This is a genomic window from Exilibacterium tricleocarpae, from assembly GCF_007004655.1.
Lineage (GTDB): Bacteria > Pseudomonadota > Gammaproteobacteria > Pseudomonadales > Cellvibrionaceae > Exilibacterium > Exilibacterium tricleocarpae.
This window is the reverse complement of record NZ_ML660098.1, coordinates 184920-211095: the sequence shown is the minus strand read 5'-3', so window position 1 is coordinate 211095 and position 26176 is coordinate 184920. Positions and strand designations below refer to the sequence as shown.

Genomic DNA, 26176 nt, shown 5'->3' with positions numbered 1-26176 from the left:
TGAGAAAAATCCTCGGGCAGTTGACCCAAGATGAACACCTGGGTTAAAAATCCGGACGGGTGATGCGTTAGGACATTAGGTGTTCACGTTCGCCCGGAATAGGTGTTCATCTTCGCCGGAATACGCATTCCCCTCTGTATTGGCAGGAGATGTTCAATAATTTTGAATTGTGCTTTCGTGATTTCCATAGGCGCACATTCTATCAAAATTAGTGTGAACAGGCCCTAATTCAACAGTGATGCCGTGTTTTTCGGCCACCATAACAAGTGCCGCCGCTCCAATTTGTCCAAAGTCTTGATAGTTATTCGTCAGGGTATCAACCAACGAATAATGCAGCATGGTAGAAAACCATAACGGCAATAAATCCTCTCTGCCATCGATTGTCTCGCCTACCACCCTGCGCAAAGGTGCCAGATCGAGCAAGGTTTCATTTACATCAAAAATAATAACCTTTGGTTTGACCATGGAATCCTCCGCATAAGTCGTGATTGAAATCGTTAGCACAAGCCAAACGATTGGCCAGACGAAGCAAAACGCAAAACAGCGTTGTTTTTGTTTCATAGTTACTCCAAGATTGTCCGCAGAATTAGCTTATACCTCATCATGTCGGTAGCTGTATCGCATACGACTACAGGGCACTAAATACGATTGACTGAAACTATACAGGACTTATAATAAAAACCATCTCTTTTTTCTTACCCAAAGTCTTAAACTATGCATCTTGATCGATTATCCAGCTTACTGGCTCATTTTGAGGTAAGGGCTCAACGTATGCCGACATACAAAGACAGCAACCTGTTTATTTTTGGCAATGCAGAAAAGAACCAATTGCACAAGTTAATTCTCTATGTTGACGCCGCTCCGGTGAGCAGTGAGTCAACAGCAGCGCTGGTATATGCCAGAGTAGATATGGGCGGCACACAAAATCCACTGTTACAGATCATGCCAAAAACGGTTGAGATCGAACTCAATAAAGACGACCCGGTAAAAACTGTTGCGAACCTCATTGCATTAGAGGCGTCAATGAGCCGATGTGGCGGCCAATTTGCTTTGGATCGTCTATGCGATCTATTGGTCGTTAATATCCTGCGCAACCGCCTCGAAAGCAATCAAACCGAGCCGGGTATTTTCGCGGGCCTGGCGCACCCGAAGCTCAGGCATGTTGTCGTTGCCATACATGATGACCCCGGCAGACCCTGGAAAGTCGATGATTTTGTGGAACTTGCGGGTATGTCGCGCTCGCAATTTATGGCGACATTTCAAAGAACGCTAGGCAAATCACCGATGGCGTATTTAAAACTATGGCGTATGACAGCGGCAAGAAACTCATTGCTAAAAGGCGGCCGGGTCAAAGAGGTAGCCAGACGCTTTGGCTACGGCAGTGGCGATGCATTTTGTCGTGCCTTTGTTGCAACCTATGGTAGGCCGCCCACGCAGTTAGTTTGACAGCTTCGACGGCTCCATCGAAGCAGGTCGATGGGAGTGATCTCCCGGACCAGCAGGGACGCCTGCAACAGACCAGCAGGGACGCCTGCAACATAGCAACTTAAGTGATTAAAAATTAGCTGGCTCTATAAAAACCCAGAACTGAAATGCACACACTAAGTTGCTAAGTTGCAGGCGTCCCATTTGACCCGTGGGGGTGCCTGTCCCGCCAGGGGGTGCCCGGAACTACCGCCGGAAGACTGCCGGCTGGGTGCCTGCGGAAGGCAGTCCTCCCGGAAGGCACCGGCGCGGCCCGCGCCGGGTGGCACTCCCCCCCCACCTCATCTTCGAAACCAAAAAGCCACCCAATCTCCCTCTATGATTTCAGTCACCAGCACCCAAGCCTTCAACGTCCGGCACCGCCCCCAGGTTCTCATTCGACAGAAAATGACCTACTATCGCAGTTCGAGCACAATCGAGAGGCGACATTGCCGATGGCGACAGATTCCGTCAGCGAGGGTGCCGGCGATTCTCCCCACACCTTCCACAACGAATACAACGTGCTGTCCCAGGCCCGGGATGCCATGTGCGATTTTATGTATACCCACCACCTATCGGTGGCCAACCCCGAGGCGGTGCGGTTTCGCCACTCCGGCCTGCAACTGACCGAACTCAATGTCAGCCAGATACAGTACGGCACCTCTGTCACCGTCGACCTTGAGCCCATGGAGGAATACTACTCCATCAGTCTGCCCATCGCCGGCACCCAGTCCCTGACCCACGGCGATTGCACCACCCATTCCGACCGGTATCGCGGCATCGTTATCTGCCCCAACCAGGCGGTGCAGCTCACCATGAGCGGCAACTGCCGCAAGCGACTGGTGCGTATCTGTCGCTCAGCACTGGAACACCAGCTACACAAACTGCTCGGCACCGCCGTGACGGACCCGGTCATTTTCGAACCCGCGATGGATGCGCAACAAGGCCAAATGGCATCCTGGTGGCGAATGGTCAAAAACCTCGAGCGCGAACAGAAACACAGCGTCTCCCTGTTTGTCGACGGCCCCATCCTCGCTCACGTGGAGGAGATGCTGGTGGCCGGTCTGCTCTACGGCCAGCGCCACAACTACACCGAAGAGCTGGCCAAGGTGACCACCATCACCGTGCCCATCTACGTGCGCCGGGCCCAGAGCTATATCCGCGAGCACGCCCGGCACAACCTCACAATCGAGAGTATCGTCGCCGCGGCGGGCATTCCCAAACGCCGGCTCTATGAAGGGTTTAAACGCTGTTGCGGGATCGCGCCGATGCAATATCTGCGCGAGGTCAGAATGACCGGGGTGCGGGGCGAGCTACTCGGCAGCCGCTGTGATGACGATATCACCACCGTGGCACTGCGCTGGGGCTTCAGCCATCTGGGGCGTTTCACCCGCGAGTACAAAAAACGTTTCGGCGAGCTGCCCTCGGCAACCAGGGCGCGGTGCCGGTGAGCGGCGCCTGGGCGCGATGCTGTCAGGCGTCGTCGGTGCCGATCGAGGAGCGGTGGGAAGCGGCCACACAGGCCGCCTGATCGTAAATACCGGACAACAGACTCAGTACCCGCGCCACCTGATTCATATTCTCTTCGCTATTTGAAATCGACTGGGTAAGAGACACCAGCAGTTCCCGGCGGAATTCCGCATATCTGTCGGTGGCGGCGACCCCCTGGCGGGTGGCCTGGTAGGTGGCGCCCCGTTTGTGATCGTTGCTGCCGAGCTTTTCGATCAACTCCGCCTTGACCAGCTTCCTGACGCTGTATTGCAGATTGGACAAATCGTTTCGATTCATCAGACGGGCAATTTCAGAAATGCTCTTTGCCCGCTCGTGCATACGTACGACGTTGAGCACGGCATAGTCCATACCGTTGCAGGGGTGAACCGAGGTGTGGCAGCAGGCGGCGCAGTCGTCCATCCAGCGCGAGAAAGCGGCAAAATTTCGAAACAGTGCAAATTCGATTTCCGTCAAACAGATTTCGTGATCATTGGTGGACAGATGCCAGTGTTTGTCCAGGCCCAAATTTGATTGTCCGTCGATGTTTTTATCCTTGTCTTGCACCTGTGAGCGACCTCGCTGATTGGGGTTGCCGTATTCTAACCCGCCCACAGCCATCACAGTACCGCCATACCGGCAGAGTGCGAAAAAATACCGTAGCTATTTACAACCATTATTTTAACGGTTAAATTAACGGCAAAATATATAATATATCCTGAATATAGCCAAGCACCGGGATCCCCGGACGCGGTTAAGGAAGGGAGTATAAAAATGCCCAAAAATAGCCCCATATTTAACGATAACCCATTGAAACTAGGGATTTTTTCGGCCAACTGCTCAAGCGGTATGGCGGTCACCAAAGCGCCTGAACGCTGGCGCAACTCCTGGCAAAACAATTTGGAACTTGCACAGATGTGCGATCAGGCGGGCCTTGAATTCCTGCTGCCCATCGCCCGTTGGATCGGTTATGGCGGCGATACGGACTTCCACGGTGGCGTGCTCGAAACCGTAACCTGGGCCGGGGGATTGCTGGCCCAGACGGAAAATATCCAGGTATTTGCCACCGTCCACACGGCGTTCAATCACCCGGTCGTCACCGCCAAGCAGCTCGCCACTATCGATCATATCGGCAACGGCAGAGTCGGGTTGAACGTGGTTGCCGGCTGGAATAAACCGGAGTACGACGCCTTTGGTATTGAGCTGCCCGCCGCCCACCCGGAGCGCTATGCGCGCGCGCAGGAGTGGTACGACGTGGTTCAGAAGCTCTGGTGTGAAAAACCGGCGTTCGATTGGCAGGGCCGCTATTTTCAGCTCAAAGGTGTTTACAGCAATCCCCATCCAGTGCAGGCGCGGGTGCCTATCCTGAACGCCGCCGCCTCCAAAGAGGGGCGCGCGTTTGCCATGCGCAATGCGGATTTCCTGTTTACCCCGGTGTTTGATTTCGAGCAGGCGCGCGCGACTGTGACCGAAATCGAGCAGCTCGCAGCCGCCGTCCAACGCCAGGTCGGTGTCTTTACATTTTGCCAGGTGGTGTGCCGGCCCACACAGCGGGAGGCGCAGGAGTACCTGCACTACTATGCCGACGAGCACGCCGATTGGGAGGCGGTCGACTACCTGATGAAACTTCAGGGCATGCATGCACAGTCGTTTACACCCGAGGCGCTGGCGAATTTCCGCGATCGGTTTGCCGCCGGTCACGGCGCTTTTCCGCTGGTGGGCACGCCGGATCATGTGGCCGACCAGTTGGCGCAACTCAGTGCCACCGGCATCGCCGGAACGACTCTGTCATTTGTCGATTACGTCAAAGAATTTCCCTATTTCCGGGACGAAGTCATACCCAGGTTGGAGAAGAAAGGACTGAGAAAACCCAGTGCTTCAACCAGGAAACATTTTCACCTCGATGGCACTTAGGTCTCGATCAGGGGGGCGCCTAGCCTGCAGCCCTTCGGGACCTTCGCCAGCAGGGATGCTGGCGTAGAGCTTACATGGATGTATACACAGCGTGTCCCGAAGGGCTGCAGGCTAGGCGCCCCCCTGATCGAGACCGGGTCAGCTAAGGACGCCAAAACCCGCTTTAGGTGAAAATCTTTATTGGTCGAAGCGCTAGTTGAGAGCGAACCGCACGCAAGCATAACTGAAGTATCCGAGGGGCTACACCATGAATAAAAAAAACTTGATCCCTGTCTGCACACTAATCTCAATGGGCGTCGTTGCCCCGGTGTCCAGTGCTAGCAATCTGATCGAAGAAGTTGTCGTTACCGCACAAAAGCGCGAGCAAAACCTACAGGAGGTCGGTATTGCCATCACCGCGTTCAGCGGCGATCAACTCGAGGCCATGGGGGTGGAGCAAAGCATCGATATTGCGGCGTTCTCCCCCGGCGTGCATATTTCGGGAAACCTGGCGGGCCAGAACACGCAGTTCTCTATTCGCGGTGTTACGCAAAACGACTTTAACGATATTATCGAGGCGCCGAACGCGGCTTACCTGGATGAAGGTTACCTGGCCGTCGCCCAGGCCCAGACCTTTGCCGTGTTCGATATCGAACGGGTGGAGATACTCAAAGGGCCGCAGGGAACGCTATTCGGCCGTAACGCCACCGGCGGCCTGGTGCACTACATCTCCAAAAAACCCAGCTTTGAACGCAGCGAAGGTTATGTCGATATCACTTACGGTCAGTTTGACACCGATGCCGATGCCGGCCAGTACACCCTGGAAGCCGCTGCCGGTGGTCCGCTGACCGACACGCTGGCGGCGCGGGCGGCGCTGCGTTACAACCGCCAGGACGGTTATCTCAACAATCTGTATCCGCAATTCGATCCCGCTCCCGGCTCGCCCGGTGCGGGTTCTCCCGGTGCCGGTGCCGGCGCGGATATGGGCGATGACGATACCCTGGCCGGACGCGTCACGTTTTTGCTGCGGCCCAATGAGGATATGGATGTAACCTTCTCCGGCAACTATGCCAGCAGCGAGGTGGCCACCGGTCCTTACCAGTCAAAGTCGACCATTGCTGTTTTTGACGGCGATCCCAATGCCGGTGGTGAGCTGATCAATGTGATCGACACGCCCGCCAACGAAACCCGCTCCAGTATTATTCAGGGCACTGATCTCGACGGCGGTGTCGATATTATCGACGGCGACGGACCGGTGGGCGGCACCCCGTTTACACCGCTGACCCGACCGGTGCCGGGTGGCGACCTGTTCGGGTATATCGATCCGGACGGCGATGATTTCAATACCAGCAGCGATTTTGCTTTTGACGACCAGGGCTTTGTCGATACCTGGGGTGTCAACGCCCGTCTCGAATGGGCGTTGAGTAACGATGTGGTCTTCACCGCGATTACCGATTTCAAAGACTACGAGAAGTTACTGTTTATCGATGTCGATGCAGCGCCGGGCAACCAACTGGCCAACTATGCCGGTGTCGACGCCACCAGTTTTACCCAGGAGTTGCGCTGGAGCGGTGAGTCCGGCAACAGCCGTTGGGTGGGCGGTTTCTTTTACCTGAATATCGACAACGAATCGGATAATGGACTGAAGGCGCCGGACAACAGTATTGTTTTCAACGCCTTTGGGGCGCCGTTTGATATCGGTGTGGTCTCCAGTCTCGAAACCGACTCCTATTCGCTGTTCGGGCAGCTGGAATATGACCTGACCGAGTCGCTGTCGGCGACCTTCGGCTTGCGGGTGATCCGCGAGGAAAAAGACTTTCAGACCGAAATCGGTTTCCTGATTTCCAACGGTAACTTTACGGTTAACGAGGGCGACTTTTTGCCCGATGTGCCCTTGCCGGGCGCGCCGTTTACAGCCGACCTGGATTCCTCCGATACCTTGTGGACCGGTAAGGTTCAACTCGATTGGCAGGCCGGTGAGGATCTGCTGATCTACGCCGGCATCAACCGCGGCGTCAAAGCCGGCAGTTTCAACGCGCCCCTGCTGGGGGCTTTTCTCGGTGCCGGGGGCAACCCGGCGTTGCCCTATGACGAGGAGATACTGCTTTCTTATGAAGCGGGGTTTAAAGCCACGTTTCGCGACGGCAGAACCCGCCTGAACGGCACCGCTTTTTATTACGATTACTCCGACTACCAGGCCTTCCTGTTTGTCGGGGTAGGCGGTGTGGTGATCAATGCCGACGCCGATAACTATGGTATCGAACTGGATCTGCAAACGTCGCTGGGGCAGGGGCTCGATGCCATTTTCAGCCTCGCCTGGTTCGATGCCACCGTCAAAGATGTGCCCCTGCGCGCCGGCTCGCCGCTGCCGCCGCGCGATGTCGACCCCACCTATGCGCCGGAGTTGCAGGCCAATGCCATTTTGCGCTACGAGTGGCCGGCGCTCGGGGGCATGATGCACGTGCGCGGCGACGCCAGCTACTCCGATGAATTCTTCTATAACCTGCGCAATTTCGATGCCGATAAGTTCGACAGCTATGTCATGGTGAACGCGGGGGTCGGTTGGACCAGCAGTGATGAAAAATGGCAGTTGGATTTCAAACTCGAAAACCTTACCGATGAGCGCGCCGGGGTGCAGGGTTTTGACCTGGCGACGCTGTGCGGTTGCAATGAGGTGGCCTACCGCGCGCCGCGCTGGTACGGCTTCAGCGTGAAGCGCGAGTTTTAGGTGCGATTATAAATGCAACGTTTAAGCGCACTCTTTAGCGCAACTTTCACTGCAATTCTATATCGCAACTCTATATTGCACCCTGTCAAGCGGCGGGCCGGCTCCCGCCGCCATTCTCCGATGGTTGACATTCTGTTATGACGACAACACGCCGCTCCTTTATAAAATCCTCCGGCCTGGCGCTCTCCTACACGCTCGGTGCGCAGACGCTGCTGTTGAGCCCGGCGGCGGCCCGCGCGAAAAAACTGCCGCTGCGGCGCCTCGATGCCGCCCATGCGGCATCCCTGGAAACCCTGGCCGAGGCCCTGGTGCCCGGCGCCAGAGAGGCCGGCATCAGCCACTATATCGACAGCCAGCTCCAGCGCGAGCCGGAGGACAGTTTGTTGATGATTCGCTACCTGGGCGTTGCGGATCACCATACTTTTTATGTGGACGGTCTGAAGAGTATCGAGCGCCAGGCCAAGTCCCGCTACCGCAAAAGTCTTGCGGCATTGAAGTCGCAGCAAACCGACGAATTGATCGGCGCCCTGGCCGCGGGCGAGGTTGAGAACTGGTCGGGTCCGCCGGCCGGCCTGTTTTACTTTGTGGTGCGGGCCGATGCCGCCGATGTCGTTTACGGTACACCGGCGGGTTTCGAGCGTCTTGATATTCCTTACATGCCGCATATTGCGCCCTCGCGTCCCTGGTGAGCGATGGTGTGCAACAGCCAGAAGAAATCACTATGAATGCCAAGGTTACCAGTCGTGAAAAAGTCGACCTGTTGATTGTCGGGTCGGGAGCTGCTGCCAGCGTCTTTGCCGCCAAGGCGGCGCAGGCGGGAAAGCAGGTCTTGATGCTCGAAGCCGGTCCGGCGCGCGGGCTGCAGGACCTGGTCAGCTCGCAACTGTGGGCGCGGCGGCTGAAGTGGGGCGGCGCGCCGGTGGAGGAAGAGGGCAATTTAACCCTCGGCCATAACTTCAACAGCGGTTGGGGTACCGGCGGCAGCAGCATGCATCACTACGGCGTCTGGCCGCGGTTGCACCCGGGCGACTTTCGCCTTCGCACGGACCACGGCAAGGGACTCGACTGGCCGTTGCAGTACCGGGAGCTGCGGCCCTACTACGACCGCATTCAGGAAGAAGTCGGTCTCAGTGGCGATGCCGCGGCGGAGAAGTGGCGTCCGCCGGGCAGTGAGTACCCGCTGCCGGCGCTGCCGGTCTTTCCCCAGGGCCAGGCTATCGCCGCCGGTTTCAAAGCGCTCGGCAAGCATACCGCGCCCATCCCCCTGGCGATCAACAGTCGTCCCTATAAAAACCGTCGCGCCTGTATCTACGACGGCTGGTGCGATGCCGGCTGTCCGATCGGCGCGCTGGCCAATGCCCAGGCGCTGTATCTGCCCCAGGCCCGGGCCGCCGGCGGGCGGATTCTGCACCGGGCCACGGTCACTCGCGTGTTAGCCAATAAAAAAGGCAACAAGGTTATCGGTGTCGAGTACCGTGACGCTGAGGACCGCCAGCAGGTGCAACTGGCGGACGTGGTGGTACTGGCGGCCTTTGCCGTGCAAAACCCCAGACTGCTGCTGGCATCGGCAAACCCCGCCCATCCTCAGGGGCTGGCCAATAGCAGTGGCCTGGTGGGGCGTTATATGATGACTCACCCGGCCACCTCGATTTACGGGTTGTTCAAACAGGAGACGCAACCGCATCTGGGCCCCACCGGCGGCCAACTGATCAGCCAGGACGGCTACGATAACAAGGCGGCGATCAAGAATGCTTTCGGCAGTTACCAGTGGCTGATTGCCAATGCGTTGAAGCCCAACGACCTGCTCGGCATCGTCAATACCCGGCCGGATATCTTCGGGCGCGCACTGGAGGCGTTTATGCAGCGCGCCAGCCGGTCTATCGGCACCATGGTGTTTGTCGGTGAAGACCTGCCGCTGGCGCAAAACCGCATCACCCTGAGCCAGCACAAAGATCAATACGGCGTACCGCTGGCGCGCGCCGTGCACAATATCCAGGCGCCGACCGCGGCGCTATGCGAGCATGCGGTGGCCGAGGGCACTGCCGTTTTCAAAGCGGCAGGCGCCGAACAGGTGTGGCAGGGACCGCGCTTCGGTATGCATATCATGGGGGGGACGGTGATGGGTACCAGCGCCGATAATTCGGTGACCAATCGCTACGGGCAGTGCCACGATATCGACAATCTGTTTATCGCCGGTCCGGGTCTGTTTCCCTCCAGCGGTGCGGTAAATCCGACGTTTACCCTGCACGCACTGGGTTTGCTGGCGGTAGAGTTTATGCTGCGGGAATGGGGCAGCATTGCGTAGTCGAGAACCTTTGTCGGATACGTTTACCTGAGCGCCATTTGCTGAGCCACGTTGCGCAGGTGACTCAAAAACAATTGCGCCGCCGGGGAGGGCTGGGTGTGGGCGCGCATGGTGACGCCGATCGGGCGGTAGGTCTCCTCCAGGTCGATCGGCAATACGTCGAGCATCCCGTGTTTTTTCTCGTAATAGATCTGGTGCTCCGACAGCAGTGCCACCCGGTCGCTCTCCAGCAGCAGGCCGCGGATGGTGGACAGCGAGCTGCTCTCCACATAGTGTTCGGGCGACTTGACGCCGTTTTTGTTGAGCAGTTCCTCAAACAGGGCCCGCGAGGGTGTTTGCCGGGGCGGCAGCACCCAGGTCAGGTGCTCCAGTTCCGGCAGTGGGATATTGCGCCACTTGAACAGGGGGTGGTCCTTGCGCGCGATAATCGCCAACCGATCTTCGAACAGGTTTTCCATAATCAGTTCGGGCGTGCTCACTTTCTCGCGCAGAGCACCGACGATAAAGTCCAGATCGCCGCTGCGCAGCGATGCCTCCAACAGGTTGTAGGGGCCCTCGCGGGTGGAGATATCCAGCTCCCGGTTATCTTTCAGCATGTTGTTGATGGCCCGGGGGGTCAACAGCGTGCGGGTGTAGGGCAGGGTGCCGATCACCACGCTGCCGCGGGTTATCCCGTTGAGGTTGGCGATATCCTCAATGGCGTAGCGAATCTGGGCGAAGGCGAGTTTGACGTGGCGTGCCAGGATCGAGCAAAAGCGGGTACTGGTCATGCCGTTGGGCTGGCGCTCGAACAGCGGCAGCTCCAGCAGGTCTTCGAGTTGTTTGACGGTGTTGTAGATGGCGGTGCGGGTGATATTGAGCTGTTTGGCCGCCGCACTGGTGTCTTTGGTCTCGTAGAGCGCGATCAGGGCGGCCAGCCGTTTGTAGCTGATTTCCATGGAGAAGATGGAGATATTGTGCCCCTCCCGCCGCGACGGGCAAAAGCTGCGATGGGCGCGCCCGGCGGCGGCGAATTCAGCCTCGGCCAGTCGTACCCGCCGGGTCAGGGCCTCGCCGTAAACGGTGGGGATCATGCCCAGTGACGATCTGTCGAATAGTGACACGCCGAGTTTTTGTTCGAGATCGTTAATGGCCTTGGTGATGGCTGTCTGTGAGCGGTTGAGGTGGTTGGCGGCCCGGGTGGCGTTGTTGTACTGGCTGACATAAAGCGCTGCTTTGAGGTGGCGCAAACTGAGATCGACCACGCCGATATCCACAATACCCATGTTCTTCCCCTGCCCAATGTTGGTTTTGGTTATGAAATAAATAAATGCTTTAAACGCCGTTCAATATTTATTCATGATAAAGGGCCTTTTTAGCGATCTAAGACCTTGTTTTTGTGGATACTTTCTGGTGCGGCTAATATTAAAGGGTATTACTTTTAGAGTGCAACGTAATTTTGAATCATATATTTTCATACATAATTCAGAAAATCCCATGCAGGCGGGTATTGGCGGGGACGTTAGAATAAATGAAACAGCTTTTGACGACGGGCGGGCAGATAGATGAGCGGTAAAGACGAAGCGCCTGAATATGGCGACATTCCTGGCACCTATGTGTTCGACGGCCGGCATTCGCGCCGGGGCTACCACCTCAATATGTTCTGCATGTCCCTTAACCGGCAGGAAAACAGAGAGGTTTTTCGCGCCGACGAGGCCGCTTACCTGAAGCGCTATCCCCTGACTTCGGCCCAGCGCCAGGCGGTGCTCGAGCGTGACTGGCTCGGTATGCTGCGCCTTGGCGGCAATATTTATTACACCTTTAAGTTGGCTATCTTTGATGGTCTGTCCATGCAGAACGTGGGCGGCCAGATGTCGGGTATCACTGAAGCGGAGTTTAAAAATATGATGATTGCCGGCGGTCGCCCCTATAAAGAGGACCAACAGGTTAGTGCAGCCGGAGGTTGTGCCGATGGCTAAAATAACAGCCGGTGTCGGCACCTCCCATGTGCCGGCCATAGGCGCGGCGGTGGATCACGGCAAGACCGCCGAACCTTACTGGGAGCCTTTGTTCTCGGGTTATGAAAAAGCGCGCCAGTGGCTGGCTGAGGCCAAACCCGATGTCGCTATCATTGTCTTCAACGACCATGCATCGGCGTTCTCCCTGGAGGTGATTCCCACATTCGCCCTGGGTGTAGGGGCACAGTTCCAGCCCGCCGACGAGGGCTATGGCCCGCGCCGGGTGCCGCCGGTCGAAGGGCATCCGGAGCTGGCTTGGCACCTGGCGGAGTCGCTGATTCTCGACGAGTTCGATATGACCATCGTCAATGAGATGCCGGTCGACCACGGTTTGACGGTGCCGTTGTCCATTATGTGTGGCCAGCCCGAGCGCTGGCCTTTTAAAGTGATTCCGCTGTGTGTCAACGTTATCCAGTACCCGCCTCCCACCGGCAGCCGCTGTTATCAGTTGGGTAAGGCGATCGCCGCCGCTGTTGAGTCTTTTGCCGAGGATTTGAATGTGGTGGTGTTTGGCACCGGCGGTATGTCCCACCAGCTTCAGGGCGAGCGGGCGGGCCTTATCAACGAAGAATTCGACCGGGATTTTCTCGACGGCCTGACCGCCGATCCCGATGCGTTAGCGCAGATTCCCCATGTCGACTATATCCGGCGGGCGGGTTCCGAGGGCGTTGAATTGGTTATGTGGATGGTGATGCGCGGTGCGCTCAATGCCGATGCCAAAGAGGTTTATCGCCACTATCATGTCCCCGCGTCCAATACGGCGGCCGGGCTCATCGTCCTCGAGAACGGTTGAAAGCCTCGTTATGCCGGATGTCGCACTCTTTGGTCTGGGTGAAGCGGGGGCGCTGATTGGTGCCGACCTGGTGGCGGCCGGTGTTGGGGTGCGCGCCTATGATCCTGCCGCTGTACCTACACCACCCGGCGTCGAGCGGATGGCTGAAGCTCGCCAGGCGGTGGCGGGGGCCGGCGTGATATTGGCACTGACGGCGGGTGCCGATGCACCGGCGGCGTTGCAGCAAGCGCTCGCCGATATTGCGCCGGGAACTCTCTACGCAGATTTTTCCACGAATGCGGCTGCGACCAAAGCTGAAATGGGTCGCACCGCGGCCGCGCGGCAACTCGATTTTGTCGATGTGGCGTTGATGGCCGTGGTACCCGGCAAGGGCCTCAGAACACCGACGCTGGCCTCGGGACCCGGCGCGCGGCGCTGGGCGCATCTGTTTATGCCGTTGGGCATGCCGGTGCAAATTGTCAGTGCGGTACCGGGCGAAGCCGCGACCCGCAAGCTGTTGCGCAGTGTCATGATGAAAGGTTTGGCTGCCGTAGTTATCGAAGCCATGCGCGCCGGTGAGGCGGCCGGCTGTGCCGACTGGCTGTGGGAGAATTTAAGCGCTGAAGTCACCGCTGCCGACGAGCTGTTGTTGAGTCGACTGGTGGCGGGCACGGCGCCCCATGCCGCTCGCCGATTGCACGAGATGCAGTGCGTGAGTGCGCTGTTGGAGGAGCTGGGCGTAGCGCCGGTGATGACCGATGCCACTGTGGAAAGTCTGCGGCAGGTTCCCGGGCAGGGTTTGCCGGCAATACCTGGAGCCGGTTAGACCGTCGGTGCGCGGTTTTCCGAGCTGGCGAATTACCCGTTTAGAAAAGCCCGGTAAACAGTCGGTCGAATACCCTTTTAAAGGTTTCTGCTCAGAATGATGTTCGCTTCAGGCGCCTACTTTTGGTGGTGGGTACTTAAGGGGATTTGCACAATTTATCGACCCTCACGCTATCTTTACCGATCTTGATTACTATCTTTACCGATCTTGATTAAAAGTACCGAGGTTAGGTCTGCCTGTGGAAGGGGCTTTCAGAAACTCTCGACAGCAGGGATGCTGTCGGGAAGCCCCCATGGATGGGTCCACGGCGTGTTTCTGAAAGCCCCTTCCACAGGCAGACCGGTCAATTGGCACGTTTTCGCTTAAATGTCACCACCAAAAAGTAGGCGCCTGAAGCGAATGCCATTCCGGTCTGCTCAGAATGGCACATGCTTTGGTGCCTCCATTCGCTGCGGGCATCTACCCTTGTTATTCTGTGCAGACCCAACAGAGGCAGCTTAAATAACATCAACAGGTTATAGCAAAGGTGTAATGCAGATGTTGAAAATTTGCCTGGCCGGTGAAGGGGCTTTTGCCAACAAGCACCTCGATGCGATTGCGCGTATCCCGGATATCGAAGTGACCACCCTGGCCGGCGGCGCAGCGGCCGCTACCGAGACCCTGGCGCAGGCGCGCGGCATTCCCCACTGGACGCTGGACCTGGATGAGGCGCTGGCCCGTCCGGATGTGGCCGCTGTGATTCTGGCGACCCCGACACCACTGCATGCGCAGCAGGCGTTACAGGTGTTGCGTGCCGGCAAACACGTGTTGGTGGAAATCCCGATGGCGGATAATCTGGCCGATGCCCGGGCGCTGGTGGATATGCAGCGGCAGACGGGACTGGTGGCGATGGTCAACCATACCCGCCGATTTAATCCGGGTCATCAATGGCTGCACCGCCGTATTCAGGCGGGAGAACTGACGCTGCAGCAGTTGGATGTGCAAACGTTCTTTTTTCGCCGCACCAATACCAATGCGCTCGGCCAGCCCCGGGACTGGACCGACCACTTGCTCTGGCACCACGCCTGCCATACGGTGGACTTGTTCCAGTACCAGGTGGGCGCGCCGGCTGCGCAAGTCTACGCGTTGCAGGGACCGCTGCATCCGCAGTTGGGTATTGCCATGGATATGGCGGTGGGGTTGAAAGCGCCTTGCGGGGCCATCTGTAACCTGTCGCTGTCGTTCAACAACGACGGCCCGTTCGGCACCACCTTTCGCTATATCTGCGACGGCGGCACCTATGTCGCTCGTTACGATGACCTGCATGATGGCTATGGTGAACCCGTCGACTTATCCGCGCCGTCGGTATCGACCGACGGTATTGAACTCTGCGATCGCGAATTTGCCGCCGCGATTGCCGCCGGGCGCGAGCCTAATGCCAGCGTCGCCCAGGCACTGCCGGCCATGGAGACGCTGGACCGGTTGCAGCGGGCGCTGGCATAACCCCCCGTCAGAGATCTTTGATCCGAATCCGGGTTTTATTCGACGTGCGACAGGCGCCGTGCAGAAAGCAGGTCTGCTCCGCCATATCGACGATATGGCGGGCGGTGTCGGCGGACTCGGGTGTTTCCAGATAGGTGTGGGTATCCACCGGTAGGGTTTTGCCGGCTACCGGATCAAACAGCGTGTCCTGGATAACGCTATAGCTGTCCACCTGTTTTTTGGCGATATCGGCATAGCGGCCGATCTGTGTCATAAAGCAGAACGCCAGCCCGGCCGACAGGTACGTCAGTCCGGTGGGCGCCCGGCCGCTGCTGCCGGCTTGGGGTGGATCGTCTGCCAGGAATTGAAAGACGCTGCCGATGGGTTTGAAGATCTGTACGCGGATTTGCTTGAGTCCGTCACTGCGCAAGTGCAGGTCGCTGCGAATGTGCAGCTCCCGTTTCTGCTGGTCTTTGAGGGCGGCGCCGGCACCGTGGTTGGCTTCGAAAACCGAATCCGTGGAACTCAGTTTGGCAATCAGCGGCTCCGGAAACATATCCGCCTGCGGTTGGTCGGACTCGTCGAACAGGGCGGCGGGCGGTTCCGGCACCGGCGCCGGGCTGTCGACCACCTTGCCGGTGGGTATCTGCTCGCCGTTGAGGGTGATGCTGAAGGTGTCCACCAGTTTATCGCGCATCAGCGCATCCACCGGTGAGAGCACCAGGGCGTCGCGCACCAGGTCCGGCAGGCCGGCGCGGCCGTCGCTCACCTCGGCATCGATTGTCAGGCCGACAGGCAGTGCGCCGGCGATCATGGTGCCGCGCAGGGCCGAACCTTCCATGGTGTATTTATTGTCTTGAATGATGTGCAGGTCGGTCAGCTCGCACTCCTGCCGCGCCGCTTCGCGGCGCAGCGCCGATGCCGTGTACGCCGCCATACCGGCGGAAAAAAAAGCCAGCGGCGGCGGTGCCAGATCGGTGCCGTTGAGATAGGGTCCTTCATCGCAAACCATACGCCAGACGGTGCCGCTCGGGCCGTAGGCGCACAGGGCTTCTTTCTGCATGCCCGGCAGCGCCCTGGCCGCCACGCGAATACCGGCTCGACCGGCCGTTGCCGGCGCCACCAGCGGGTGCTGCGGATGCTCGACGGGGAATACCAGCGGTGTGTCTCGCTGCTCGATCGGCGTTGCTTTGTGCTCTGTGGTTGAAGTCATGTCCGGGCCATTGTCTCGTTGCGGGTTAATGGGTGGGCGGTTTGCTTGCCGCTTTATCGAATAAGCGTACTAAAAAATCCAGGGTTCGGTTATAAGCTGTTGCAGCGCTGGCGGCGTGAAAACTGTTGCGCGCTGCATTGGCAAACGCGTGCCCGGCTTCGTGATAGAGATAAAACGATTGGCAGGGATTGGCGTTGCGTATTTTTTGCAGCACAGTTGCCGGCACCAGCGCATCCTGTTCGCCGAAATGAAATTGTACCGGGTGTTTGGGTTTTTTGTGTAAATGTTCGTGTATGCGGGTGCCGTAGTAACTGACGGCACCACTAATATCGAGATCGCAGGCTGCCAGGTATGCGTAAGTTCCGCCCCAGCAGAAACCAATAACCGCCGCCGGACGATCGTGAACGCTGCGAGCGGCAGCTTCAATGTCCATCAAAATGTGATCCAGTCGACATTGCTCGGCAATTTCTCTGCCGCGCGCGGGTTGTTCGTAAGGGATAACGGTGTTGGGTGCGACGCGGTCGAATAACGCAGGTACAATAACGCGATAACCTTGGCTGGCATACTCGTGTGCAAGTTTTTTCATGGACTCGGTGATGCCGAAAATTTCATGCAGTAAGATCAGGCCGGCGGCGGCCGGACCTTCGGGTTGCGCTAGATAGCCTTGTAGTTGGTGTCCGTCTCGCGCTTCGATAGTAGCGGTGCAGGGGTTGCTCATGCGCTTTCTCATCGCCGCCTGCCCTGGCGTTTTCGGGTGGGTTAAATAACTGCTTCCTTTAATTCTTGGTCAGTTTATGTCTATACATTATATCGACAAGGGAAGTTTGAAGTCCCGCGTCGTCATTAAAATTCATGGGCATAGAAAAACATATCATTGTATAAAAGCATTCGCTCCACATAAGTTTAACACCCGCCGGCAACAATGTTTCGCCGCGGGTTTCTGCTTGTGTGGAAAAGTTGGTATGGAAAAGAAGTTTTTTTTCTTCTACTATCTCCTATTACCAACAGGTTTTTGGGAACGACGTTGCCAACACACGCAAGACCTGTTGCAGCCTGATAACAGTTTCAAGACAGTTTCTCTAATTTAGTAACAAAAGATCATAAGCACAACTCTTACAGTATGACGCCGAAGGCGATGGGGGAAAGTGTTAAAGTGAGCTATTCAATGAAGTCTGAAAAACAATGAAGTCCGACAGCCAGAGTAGCTCCTCCAGTGATATTGAGAAACTGATCGACAATGCAGATTTCTCGCCCATGCAACTGGTTGTACTCGTGTTATGTTGCGGTTTGAATATTCTCGATGGTATCGACGTGCTGGCCATGTCATACACAGCTTCCTCGGTCGCTGAAGAGTGGGGCCTGCAACCCCATCAATTGGGAGCGGTGTTCAGCTCCGCCTTGATCGGCATGATGCTCGGCGCCATGTTTATCGCCCCGCTGGCGGACAAATACGGCCGCCGCCCGATAGTGCTCGGCAGTGTGGCGCTGATCAGTGTCGGTATGCTGGTCACCGGGTTTGTTACCTCGGTATGGCAGTTGGTGATCCTGCGCGGTATTACCGGCCTGGGTATCGGGGCCATGCTTGCCAGTCTCACCGCGCTGGTGTCGGAGTTTATGCCGCACCGGCGACGCAATTTTTGTCTGGGAATTCTCCAGGCGTCCTATCCTCTCGGTGCTGTTATCGGCAGTTTCTTTGCCGTCGGTATGATCCCCGAGTACGGCTGGCGCTCGGTTTTTATCGCTGCGGGTTTGATGGGCTTTGTGGCCCTGGCGGTGTGTCTGGTGCTGTTGCCGGAGTCGATGCAGATACTGGCGAAAAACAGAAACGGTGACGGCCTGGTGCGTATCAATCGCCTGCTCGCCAAGATGAAAGTAGCGCCCATTGCAAAGCTGGCGGAGGCCGGCGGCGACAAGAGCGGCAAGTCCGACATTGGCGTCGGCAGTTTGCTGGCCTCTGAACAGCGCCGCATGACAATAAATCTCTGGATGGCGTTTATGCTGTCTTTCAGCACACTTTACTTCCTGATCAGCTGGATTCCGAAGCTCCTGTCCGACGCCGGCCTGCCGCTCGATAAGAGTATTTACACCGGTGCGGCGTTGAACCTGGGCGGTGCCCTGGGGATAGTGGCGCTCGGTTTTATCTCGACTTATTGGAAGATCACCAAATTGATTATGGTGTTTTTACTGGGCGGCGCCGGCTTTATGGTGCTGTTTGCCTCCCTCAATCTATCCATGCCCTTTTTGCTGACGCTGACCGCACTTATCGGTTTCTCGGTGTTTGGCGGTTTTGTCAGCCTCTATTCGGTAGCCGCACGTATCTACCCGCCGCAGGCCCGCACCACAGGTGTCGGCTGGGCCATCGGTATGGGTCGCATGGGTGCGATTATCGGCCCCTATGCGGCCGGTGTTATGATCGGTATGGGCTTTACCACCAGTACTAATTTTCTGGTGTTTGCCGTTCCCCTGGTTGCCGCCGCGTTTTTTACCATCAATATTAAAAGTCCCAAGTTGTTAAGCCAGCCGGTCCCCAACCGCTAGCTTGGCAGCTTTCATTAAACCGAAAATAGACAGTCAGTCAGTAAATTAACCTCTACTTAGGGATAAATGACATGAACCATTTAACAACCGAAAGTCCAAGGCTAAAGTTCAAGCTGTGTGCTCTGGCTTTGGTGATAGGCGCCTCTTCAGTCGCCGACGCTCAGTCAGTGCGGGCAGGCGGTGATACCCTGATCCTGGAAGAGATTGTGATCACCGCGCGCAAGCGTGCGGAGAATCTGCAGGATGTACCCGTTTCCGTACTGGCCTTCCAGGGCAGTGAGCTGAGGGAAGCCGGTATTATCGATATGCAGGCGCTGTCATTGTCGACGCCGAACTTTCACTATGCCCAGGCCACCGGTGCGTCGGATATCCTGACCGTGCGCGGTCTCGGCACCAGCGGCTCTGGCCCGCATTTCGAGCCGGCGGTGGGTCATGTCATCAACGGCCAGTTTATTTCGCGCAGCCGGCTGGGGCGTTCCGCCTTTTTGGATATTAACCAGGTAGAGGTGCTGAAAGGTCCCCAGGGCGCCATTATCGGTAAGAATACCTCGCTTGGTGCCATCAATATCGTGTCCAACAAACCCACGGATGATTTTACCGCGGGTATCACGGCCACCTATGAGTTTGAAGCGCGCGAAGGCTATTTGATGGAGGGCTTTGTGTCCGGGCCTCTGAGCGACACCGTGCGGGCGCGACTGGCGTTAAGCTACCGCGATCAGGAGAAGCTGGTTGAAAACGGCCCAGACGCTCCAGAGCCCTACGAAGAGGATCTGGCCGGCCGTTTTACTATCGACTGGGCGCCGAGCGATGAATTCGATGCCGAGTTTTTTACCCAGTTTGCGGAATTTGAGCGCAATGGTGTCGATCGCGAGTTGAGTTTTTGTAATAACCCTGAGGCCGTTCTGGCGGCGCTTGGGGATGATTGTAAGCTCAACGGTAAAACGACCTCGGAAGGTTTTCCGGCGGGTTTTAATCCCAACACCGGTCACGGTAACAACGATGCCGGTACACCGTTCGAGCTGTCGGCTAATGTATCCGGTCTGACGCTCGAGTACGATTTTGGCAACTTTACGTTGACCTCACTGACCGGCTACCAGAGTTCCGATATCTTCAACACTATCGATACCGATCTGAGTGCTCGTGAGACCCAGGTTATTTCGAACCAGGAGGAGTTTGAGCAAATATCCCAGGAAATTCGCTTGACCTCCAACGATGACGGCGCCCTGAACTGGATTGTCGGTGTCTTCTACCTCGATAACGAGATGGATTTCGAGCAGTTGTCTGATTTCTCTGCGTTTTTTGGTCAAAGTCTGCGCCGCCAGCAGCTCGGTGAGGTGGATACCACCAATCTGTCGTTTTTCGGGCAGTTTGATTACGATATAACCGACGCGTTTACGGTTACCCTCGGTGCGCGCTATACCGACGAAGAGCGGGACGGTTTTGCATTGCAGACCAACTATTCCGAGGCCTATACCTTTGACAACCGGGGTGACGCCTGTAACACCGGTGGTCCCGGAGCAGGTTTCAGGATTTGTAACGAGGCCGAAGATACCTTTAGCTCCGACGGTGTTTCTTACAACCTGTCAGGGCAGTATCGTTTGAGCGACAACAGTATGCTGTATGCGACTGTTGCGACTGGCTTTAAGTCCGGCGCCTTTAACCTGTTGTCCAACCAGCCCCAGAATGTGCTGGATGATACCTTCGTCTTCGACGACGAAGAGTCGCTTAACCTGGAAGTCGGCGGCAAGCACACCCTGGCCAACGGCGCCTTCCGGTTTAACTGGGCGCTGTTTGAAACCACGGTAGACGACTTGCAGATCTCCCAGAACGTACCGGAAATTATTGCCCAGGTAATCAACAATGCCGGTGAGGCTTCTGTTACCGGTATTGAGTTCGACGGCGGCTGGGCGGTTAGCGACGCCCTTACCCTCACTTATGCCGGCGCCTGGATCGAAGCCGAATATGAGGATTTCGAGGGTGCCGGTTGTTATACCGGACAGACAGTTGATGAGGGTTGTGAAGCAGAACCTACTCCGACTGGCGGTACTCAGAACCTACAGGATTTGTCCGGCGAAAGAACCACCCGCGCGCCTGAGCTACAATTCACTCTAGGTGCCGATTATGTTTTCTTTGATGTCTTCCCGGACTTCGATCTATCGCTGAACACCAAGGTCATTTACACGGACGATTACCAGGTCAATGTCGACAATGATCCGGAAGGCGCCCAGGAATCAACCACCAAGATAGATGCCGCCATTACCCTGGCGCGCTCTGATAACCGCTGGTGGGTATCCCTGGTCGGGCGCAACCTCACCGACGAAGAGACCATCTCTTTTGCCGCTGGCACCAGCGCGGTCAACGGGCCTCTGGGCGGCGGCGGTCGTTTCGCCGTGCTCGACGAAACCCGGGCTGTCTCTTTGAAGGCTCAATATAACTTCTGATGTAAAAAGCCGGGTATAACAGCTTGACCTGAAGCTGTTATACCCCGGCAAAGGTGTACGACTTGCAGACAGCCATACCCTATATGCAGATTCGTGGCGGCAGTTCGAAAGGTGTCTACTTTCACCGCGGGGATTTGCCACAGGATATGGGTTTGCGAGAACAGGTATTATTGGCGGCCATGGCGGGAGTCGATGCCCGTGACCCACGCCAGATCGACGGCCTCGGCGGTGCCCATCCACTGACCAGTAAAGTGGCGGTGGTCGGCCCCTCGCTGCGGGACGATGCGGATATTGATTATCTGTTTGTCCAGGTCGTGGTCGGCGAAGGGCGTGTGGATATCACGCCCAACTGCGGTAATATTCTGGCCGGGGTCGGTCCCTATGCGCTCGAGCGGGGCCTGGTAGCGGCTGCCGATACCGAGACCCTGGTGCGGGTGCATATGGAGAACACCGGCAAGCTCTGCGAGTTGACCATGCAGACGCCGCAGGGTCGCGTCACCTATGCCGGTGATGCCCGCATTGATGGTGTGCCGGGAACCGCGGCGCCGATTATCTGTAATTTTCTCGATGTAGCGGGGTCCGTATGCGGCGCCCTGCTGCCGACAGGCAATGTCCTCGACACTATCGATTCTATAGCCGTTACCTGTATCGACAATGGTATGCCGGTGGTGGTGGTGCGGGCCGAGTCGCTCGGCGTAACCGGTTATGAAACCGTAGAGACCCTCAACGGCGACGACCCTTTCAAGCAACGACTGGAATCTCTCCGCCTGCAGGCAGGCGCCATGATGGGCCTGGGCGATGTCAGCCGGCAGGTGATTCCGAAAGTAACCCTGATTGCCGCACCACAGTGCGGCGGCGATGTCTGCACCCGCAGTTTTATTCCCCACGTGTGTCATTCTGCCATTGGCGTGCTGGGCGCGGTATCGGTGGGTACCGCCTGTGTCTTGCCGGGCTCGGTTGCGCAGGATATGTTGCAGAACCGGGCCCGCAATGGTGGGCGTCTTTCGCTTGAACACCCATCGGGTGAATGCTCGGTGGAGCTGACACTGGACGGGCCGCCCGATGCGCCGCAGGTCGGCAAAGCCGGCGTTTTGCGCACCGCCCGTTTGATCAGCCGGGGAGAGGTTTTTATTCCCGAATAAAAGCGTGAGTGATTTGGCCGGCGGCGATGGCCGGTGCAGATCGTGATCCGCAGCATTAGCCGTTGGATAGCCAGATGACATTTTTGCCTTTTCATTCGGCACCGAAAAAGCCGGACTTCATACTGCCGCCAAACGCTTGCGACAGCCACTGTCATGTCTTCGGGCCTGCACGGTTTTTCCCCTATGCTCCCGAGCGCAAGTACACGCCGCACGATGCCCCCAAGGAAACGCTGTTTGCGTTGCATCGGCATCTTGGGTTTAGCCGCAGCGTACTGGTACAGGCAAGCTGCCACGGCACCGATAACAGCGCCATGATCGATATGCTCAAACACGGTGGCGGGCGCTACCGCGGGGTTGCGGTGGTGGGCGAACAAGTGCGCGCCGAGGCGCTGGCCGCCATGCACGGGATGGGGGTGCGGGGCATTCGGTTTAATTTTGTCAAACGTCTTGTGGATGTTAAGCCCCGCGAGAGTTATCTCCGTATCGCCCAGTTAGCGGCAGCGCTCGGTTGGCATATTGTGGTTTATTTCGAGGCGAGTGAACTGGCTGACCTGGAAGCGCTGCTGCGCGACCTGCCCACCCCGGTGATTATCGATCATATGGGGCGGCCCAATGTCAGTCGCGGTATTGACCAGCCCGACTTTCAACGCCTGTGCCGGTTGCTCGACAGCCGGCCCGACACCTGGGTAAAAGTGGGTTGCATGGAACGCCTGACCCTTGAGGGGCCTCCCTATACGGACGTCGTGCCTTTTGCCAGACACCTGGTGGAGCAGTTTCCGCAACAGGTCCTATGGGGCACCGACTGGCCTCACCCGAATATGAAGTCCCATATGCCCGACGACGGCGCCCTGGTGGACAATATACCGCTGATCGCACCGACCCCGGCATTGCAGCAGCGCCTGCTGGTGGACAATCCGGCGGCGCTCTATGACTTTGAAGACTGACTTAACACTCTGAAAACTAACCCAATAAAAGGACTTAGCGACCGAAGTGAGAGGTAACCATGAAGACGGTAGCGGTGCGCCATATCGAGCGTGCGGATAAACAAGTAGTCGAGGCTTTGGGGCGCCTTGGGGTTTCCACCACCCATGAGGCCCTGGGGCGAAGCGGTCTGTTGCAGCCCCAGATACGGCCTATTTATCCTCACGCCCGGGTTGCCGGCAGCGCCGTTACCGTGCTGACCCAGCCGGGTGACAACTGGATGCTGCATGTGGCCATCGAACTGTGCCAGCCGGGTGACCTGTTACTGGTGGGATGTACCACCGCCAATACCGACGGTATGTTCGGCGATCTGCTGGCGACTTCCGCCCAGGCGCGCGGGGTGGTGGGGCTGGTGACCGACGCCGGAGTGCGCGACGTCCACACACTGCAGGAGATGGAATTTCCCGTATGGTCGCGGGCCATTTCTGCGCGCGGTACCGTCAAAAATACGCTCGGTGCGGTCAATGTGCCGCTGATTTGCGCCGGCCAGTGGGTAACACCGGGCGATGTGGTGGTGGCGGATGACGACGGCGTGGTGATAGTGCCGCGCCGCCGTGCACCCGAGGTGTTGCAGGCGGGAACCGAACGGGAGGCGCGCGAGGCGGAAAAACGCGAGCAGTTTGCCAACGGTGTGCTGGGGCTCGATCTCTATGCCATGCGGCCCAAACTGGAACAGGCCGGTCTGGTTTACCTCGACAGTCTCGACGATTTGGACTAGGGGGTACAGCCATGATTATCGATTGTCACGGACACTACACGACCGCTCCCGATGCCCTGGGCGCCTATCGAGAGTGCCAGAAACATGCGTTGGAGAAAGACCCTGAGCATATCGGTGAAAAGGGTGTCTTGCAGATTTCCGACGATGAGATTCGCCACAGCCTGGAGCAGCAGCAACTGAAGCTGCAACGCGAGCGCGGTACCGACTTGACCCTGTTTTCGCCGCGGGCCAGTTGGATGGGGCATCATATCGGCAATGCCCACACCAGTCGCCACTGGACCGAGCACTGCAACGACCTGATTTACCGGGTGACCCGGCTTTATCCGGAAAACTTTATCGGCGTTTGCCAGTTGCCACAGTCACCGGGGGTGGCGTTGCAGTCCAGTGTTGCCGAACTCGATCGCTGTGTGAATCAACTGGGCTTTGTCGGTTGCAATCTCAATCTCGATCCTTCCGGTGGCCACTGGACCTCACCGCCGCTCGGGGATCGCTACTGGTATCCCATCTATGAAAAAATGGCGGAACTCGATGTGCCTGCCATGATTCATGTCAGCGGTAGCTGTAATCCCGCCTTCCACAGTACCGGCTCCTATTATCTCAGCGCCGATACGACGGCTTTTATGCAGTTGATGACCTCTACGGTGACCCGGGATTTTCCCACCATCAAGTTTATTATTCCCCACGGCGGCGGTGCTGTGCCGTTTCACTGGGGGCGCTTCCGCGGCCTGGCCGACATGTTGAAACTGCCGCCGCTCGATGAGTTGTTGATGAACAACGTGTATTTCGACACCTGCGTCTATCATCAGCCCGGCATTGATTTACTGCTGGATGTCATTCCCATAAAAAATATTTTGTTCGCTTCGGAAATGGTGGGGGCGGTGCGCGGTATCGACTCGCAAACCGGCCACTACTTTGATGATACGCGGCGCTATATCGACAACAGCGGTTTATCGGACAGCGACAAGGTTCGTATCTTCGAGGGCAATGCCCGCCAGGTGTTCAGCCGTCTGCCAAAATAGTGAGTTAAATTATGAAAACGAAGGTTGCCATTATAGGTTCGGGTCCGGCCGGTTTACTGCTGGGCCAGCTTTTGCACAATCAGGGAATTGATAACGTTATTGTTGAAAACCAGAGCCGGGAACATGTCTTGGGCCGCATTCGGGCCGGTGTATTGGAGCAGTCCACGGTCGACACTCTGCGTCAGGCCAAGCTGGGCCCGCGCATGGATCAGGAGGGTCTGGTCCACCACGGCTTTGAAATCTGCTTCGACAACCAGTCGCGGCGCATTCCCTTCAGCGAGTTGACCGGCGGCAAGATTATGATGGTATACGGTCAGACGGAGGTGACCAAAGACTTGATGGAGGCCAGGGACGCGGCCGGCGCCGCCACCTTTTACCAGGCCGAGCAGGTGCAGCCTCACGATTTTTATAGTGATAACCCCCGAGTGACCTTCATCCATGATGGTGAGCGGGTAGCGCTGGAATGTGATTACATCGCCGGCTGCGATGGCTTTCACGGCGTGTGCCGTCAGTCGGTACCCAAGGAGGCGGTTACCGTTTACGAACACGCCTATCCGTTTGGCTGGCTGGGGTTGTTGGCGGATACGCCGCCGCTGTCGAAAGAGGTGATCTACAATCACCATAAAGACGGTTTCGTGTTGTGCAGTATGCGCTCGCACACCCGCAGCCGTTACTATATCCAGGTGCCGATCGACGAGGATATCAAACAGTGGTCTGCCGACCGCTTTTGGGAGCGGCTTAAAGTCATGTTGCCCGATGACAAAGCCGAGCGGCTGGTTACAGGACCGCCACTGGAAATGAGTATCGCGCCGTTGCGCAGCTTTGTGGCCGAGCCTATGCGCTTTGGCCGTTTGTTCCTGGCCGGTGATGCGGCGCATATCGTGCCGCCCACCGGCGCCAAGGGCCTGAACCTGGCCGCCGGCGATGCCCGGGCGCTGTTTGAAGGGCTGGCGGCGTTCTATGACAAAGGCACGACCGAGCTATTGGACAATTATTCCCAATCCAGCCTGCAACGGGTTTGGCAGGCGGAACGGTTTTCCTGGTGGATGACGACGTTGTTCCACCGCCTGAGTGACAGCGCTTTTGAATTGAAGGCAAAGCTGGCGGAGATTGATTACCTGACCAGTTCCCGGGCGGGCATGACAACAGTTGCGGAAAACTTTGTGGGGTTGGATTAAGAACCGCTGCCG

At 57.3% G+C, this 26176-nt stretch carries 22 protein-coding genes; 17 read left to right on the top strand and 5 right to left on the bottom strand.

The window, feature by feature from the left end; translation table 11 throughout:
* Positions 1–153 precede the first annotated feature (153 nt).
* Positions 154–561 carry an HAD family hydrolase gene (locus tag FKG94_RS29015; protein WP_218943580.1) on the bottom strand — a complete coding sequence of 136 codons (408 nt, stop codon included), beginning with the start codon at positions 559–561 and terminating at the stop codon, positions 154–156.
* Between the two features lie 210 nt (positions 562–771).
* Here FKG94_RS29015 and FKG94_RS18780 point away from each other — a divergent pair, with 210 nt between their 5' ends.
* Complete coding sequence (locus tag FKG94_RS18780; RefSeq protein WP_179957712.1) at positions 772–1446, top strand: AraC family transcriptional regulator; 675 nt, start codon at positions 772–774, stop codon at positions 1444–1446.
* A 473-nt stretch (positions 1447–1919) separates the two neighbouring features.
* On the top strand, positions 1920–2915 hold the full coding sequence (locus tag FKG94_RS18775; protein WP_142928460.1) for an AraC family transcriptional regulator: 996 nt from the start codon (positions 1920–1922) through the stop codon (positions 2913–2915).
* Between the two features lie 22 nt (positions 2916–2937).
* Here FKG94_RS18775 and FKG94_RS18770 read toward each other — a convergent pair whose 3' ends face one another.
* Entirely contained in the window at positions 2938–3567 is a 630-nt protein-coding gene (locus FKG94_RS18770; protein ID WP_179957711.1) for a winged helix DNA-binding protein, read from the bottom strand.
* A 159-nt stretch (positions 3568–3726) separates the two neighbouring features.
* Here FKG94_RS18770 and FKG94_RS18765 point away from each other — a divergent pair, with 159 nt between their 5' ends.
* The 4 genes from FKG94_RS18765 to FKG94_RS18750 all read left to right on the top strand — a co-directional run bounded on the left by FKG94_RS18765 (position 3727) and on the right by FKG94_RS18750 (position 9878).
* Complete coding sequence (locus tag FKG94_RS18765; RefSeq protein ID WP_179957710.1) at positions 3727–4866, top strand: LLM class flavin-dependent oxidoreductase; 1140 nt, start codon at positions 3727–3729, stop codon at positions 4864–4866.
* A 247-nt stretch (positions 4867–5113) separates the two neighbouring features.
* Positions 5114–7573, top strand: a complete 2460-nt coding sequence (locus FKG94_RS18760) for a TonB-dependent receptor (protein WP_142928457.1) — start codon at positions 5114–5116, stop codon at positions 7571–7573.
* Between the two features lie 137 nt (positions 7574–7710).
* Entirely contained in the window at positions 7711–8262 is a 552-nt protein-coding gene (locus FKG94_RS18755) for a gluconate 2-dehydrogenase subunit 3 family protein (RefSeq protein WP_142928456.1), read from the top strand.
* A 32-nt stretch (positions 8263–8294) separates the two neighbouring features.
* Positions 8295–9878 (top strand): GMC family oxidoreductase N-terminal domain-containing protein, encoded by a 1584-nt coding sequence (locus FKG94_RS18750; protein WP_142928455.1) that lies wholly within the window; start codon positions 8295–8297, stop codon positions 9876–9878.
* A gap of 23 nt (positions 9879–9901) precedes the next feature.
* On the opposite strand, the gene FKG94_RS18745 is transcribed toward FKG94_RS18750, so the two are convergent.
* On the bottom strand, positions 9902–11143 hold the full coding sequence (locus tag FKG94_RS18745) for a LysR family transcriptional regulator (protein ID WP_142928454.1): 1242 nt from the start codon (positions 11141–11143) through the stop codon (positions 9902–9904).
* A 279-nt stretch (positions 11144–11422) separates the two neighbouring features.
* Between FKG94_RS18745 and ligA the strand changes: the two genes are divergently transcribed.
* The 4 genes from ligA to FKG94_RS18725 all read left to right on the top strand — a co-directional run bounded on the left by ligA (position 11423) and on the right by FKG94_RS18725 (position 14955).
* A complete protein-coding gene (gene ligA, locus FKG94_RS18740; protein ID WP_142928453.1) occupies positions 11423–11836 on the top strand; it encodes a protocatechuate 4,5-dioxygenase subunit alpha in 414 nt (137 codons plus the stop codon).
* Positions 11829–12668, top strand: a complete 840-nt coding sequence (locus FKG94_RS18735) for a class III extradiol dioxygenase subunit beta (RefSeq protein WP_142928452.1) — start codon at positions 11829–11831, stop codon at positions 12666–12668. Before ligA ends, FKG94_RS18735 begins: the two co-directional genes overlap by 8 nt.
* Before the next feature lie 10 nt (positions 12669–12678).
* Positions 12679–13473 carry an NAD(P)-dependent oxidoreductase gene (locus tag FKG94_RS18730; protein ID WP_142928451.1) on the top strand — a complete coding sequence of 265 codons (795 nt, stop codon included), beginning with the start codon at positions 12679–12681 and terminating at the stop codon, positions 13471–13473.
* A 537-nt stretch (positions 13474–14010) separates the two neighbouring features.
* Positions 14011–14955 (top strand): Gfo/Idh/MocA family oxidoreductase, encoded by a 945-nt coding sequence (locus tag FKG94_RS18725; RefSeq protein ID WP_246125250.1) that lies wholly within the window; start codon positions 14011–14013, stop codon positions 14953–14955.
* Between the two features lie 7 nt (positions 14956–14962).
* Here the strand turns inward: FKG94_RS18725 and FKG94_RS18720 are convergent, their stop codons facing one another.
* Both FKG94_RS18720 and FKG94_RS18715 read right to left on the bottom strand, forming a co-directional pair.
* A complete protein-coding gene (locus FKG94_RS18720) occupies positions 14963–16147 on the bottom strand; it encodes an OsmC family protein (protein ID WP_142928450.1) in 1185 nt (394 codons plus the stop codon).
* Between the two features lie 25 nt (positions 16148–16172).
* A complete protein-coding gene (locus FKG94_RS18715) occupies positions 16173–16865 on the bottom strand; it encodes a dienelactone hydrolase family protein (protein WP_179957709.1) in 693 nt (230 codons plus the stop codon).
* A gap of 464 nt (positions 16866–17329) precedes the next feature.
* Here FKG94_RS18715 and FKG94_RS18710 point away from each other — a divergent pair, with 464 nt between their 5' ends.
* The 7 genes from FKG94_RS18710 to pobA all read left to right on the top strand — a co-directional run bounded on the left by FKG94_RS18710 (position 17330) and on the right by pobA (position 26164).
* Positions 17330–18685: an MFS transporter gene (locus FKG94_RS18710; RefSeq protein WP_142928448.1), complete on the top strand. Its 1356-nt coding sequence runs from the start codon at positions 17330–17332 to the stop codon at positions 18683–18685.
* Between the two features lie 71 nt (positions 18686–18756).
* Complete coding sequence (locus FKG94_RS18705; RefSeq protein ID WP_142928447.1) at positions 18757–21126, top strand: TonB-dependent receptor; 2370 nt, start codon at positions 18757–18759, stop codon at positions 21124–21126.
* Positions 21127–21188: 62 nt separating this feature from the next.
* Complete coding sequence (locus tag FKG94_RS18700) at positions 21189–22268, top strand: 4-oxalomesaconate tautomerase (protein ID WP_246125247.1); 1080 nt, start codon at positions 21189–21191, stop codon at positions 22266–22268.
* A gap of 74 nt (positions 22269–22342) precedes the next feature.
* The gene (locus FKG94_RS18695) at positions 22343–23212 is read left to right on the top strand and encodes an amidohydrolase family protein (RefSeq protein WP_142928446.1); all 870 of its coding nucleotides are present in this window, start codon (positions 22343–22345) and stop codon (positions 23210–23212) included.
* A 59-nt stretch (positions 23213–23271) separates the two neighbouring features.
* Entirely contained in the window at positions 23272–23967 is a 696-nt protein-coding gene (locus FKG94_RS18690) for a 4-carboxy-4-hydroxy-2-oxoadipate aldolase/oxaloacetate decarboxylase (protein ID WP_142928445.1), read from the top strand.
* 11 nt (positions 23968–23978) lie between these two features.
* The gene (locus tag FKG94_RS18685) at positions 23979–24986 is read left to right on the top strand and encodes an amidohydrolase family protein (protein ID WP_142928444.1); all 1008 of its coding nucleotides are present in this window, start codon (positions 23979–23981) and stop codon (positions 24984–24986) included.
* 11 nt (positions 24987–24997) lie between these two features.
* A complete protein-coding gene (gene pobA / locus FKG94_RS18680; RefSeq protein WP_142928443.1) occupies positions 24998–26164 on the top strand; it encodes a 4-hydroxybenzoate 3-monooxygenase in 1167 nt (388 codons plus the stop codon).
* The last annotated feature ends 12 nt before the right edge of the window (positions 26165–26176 follow it).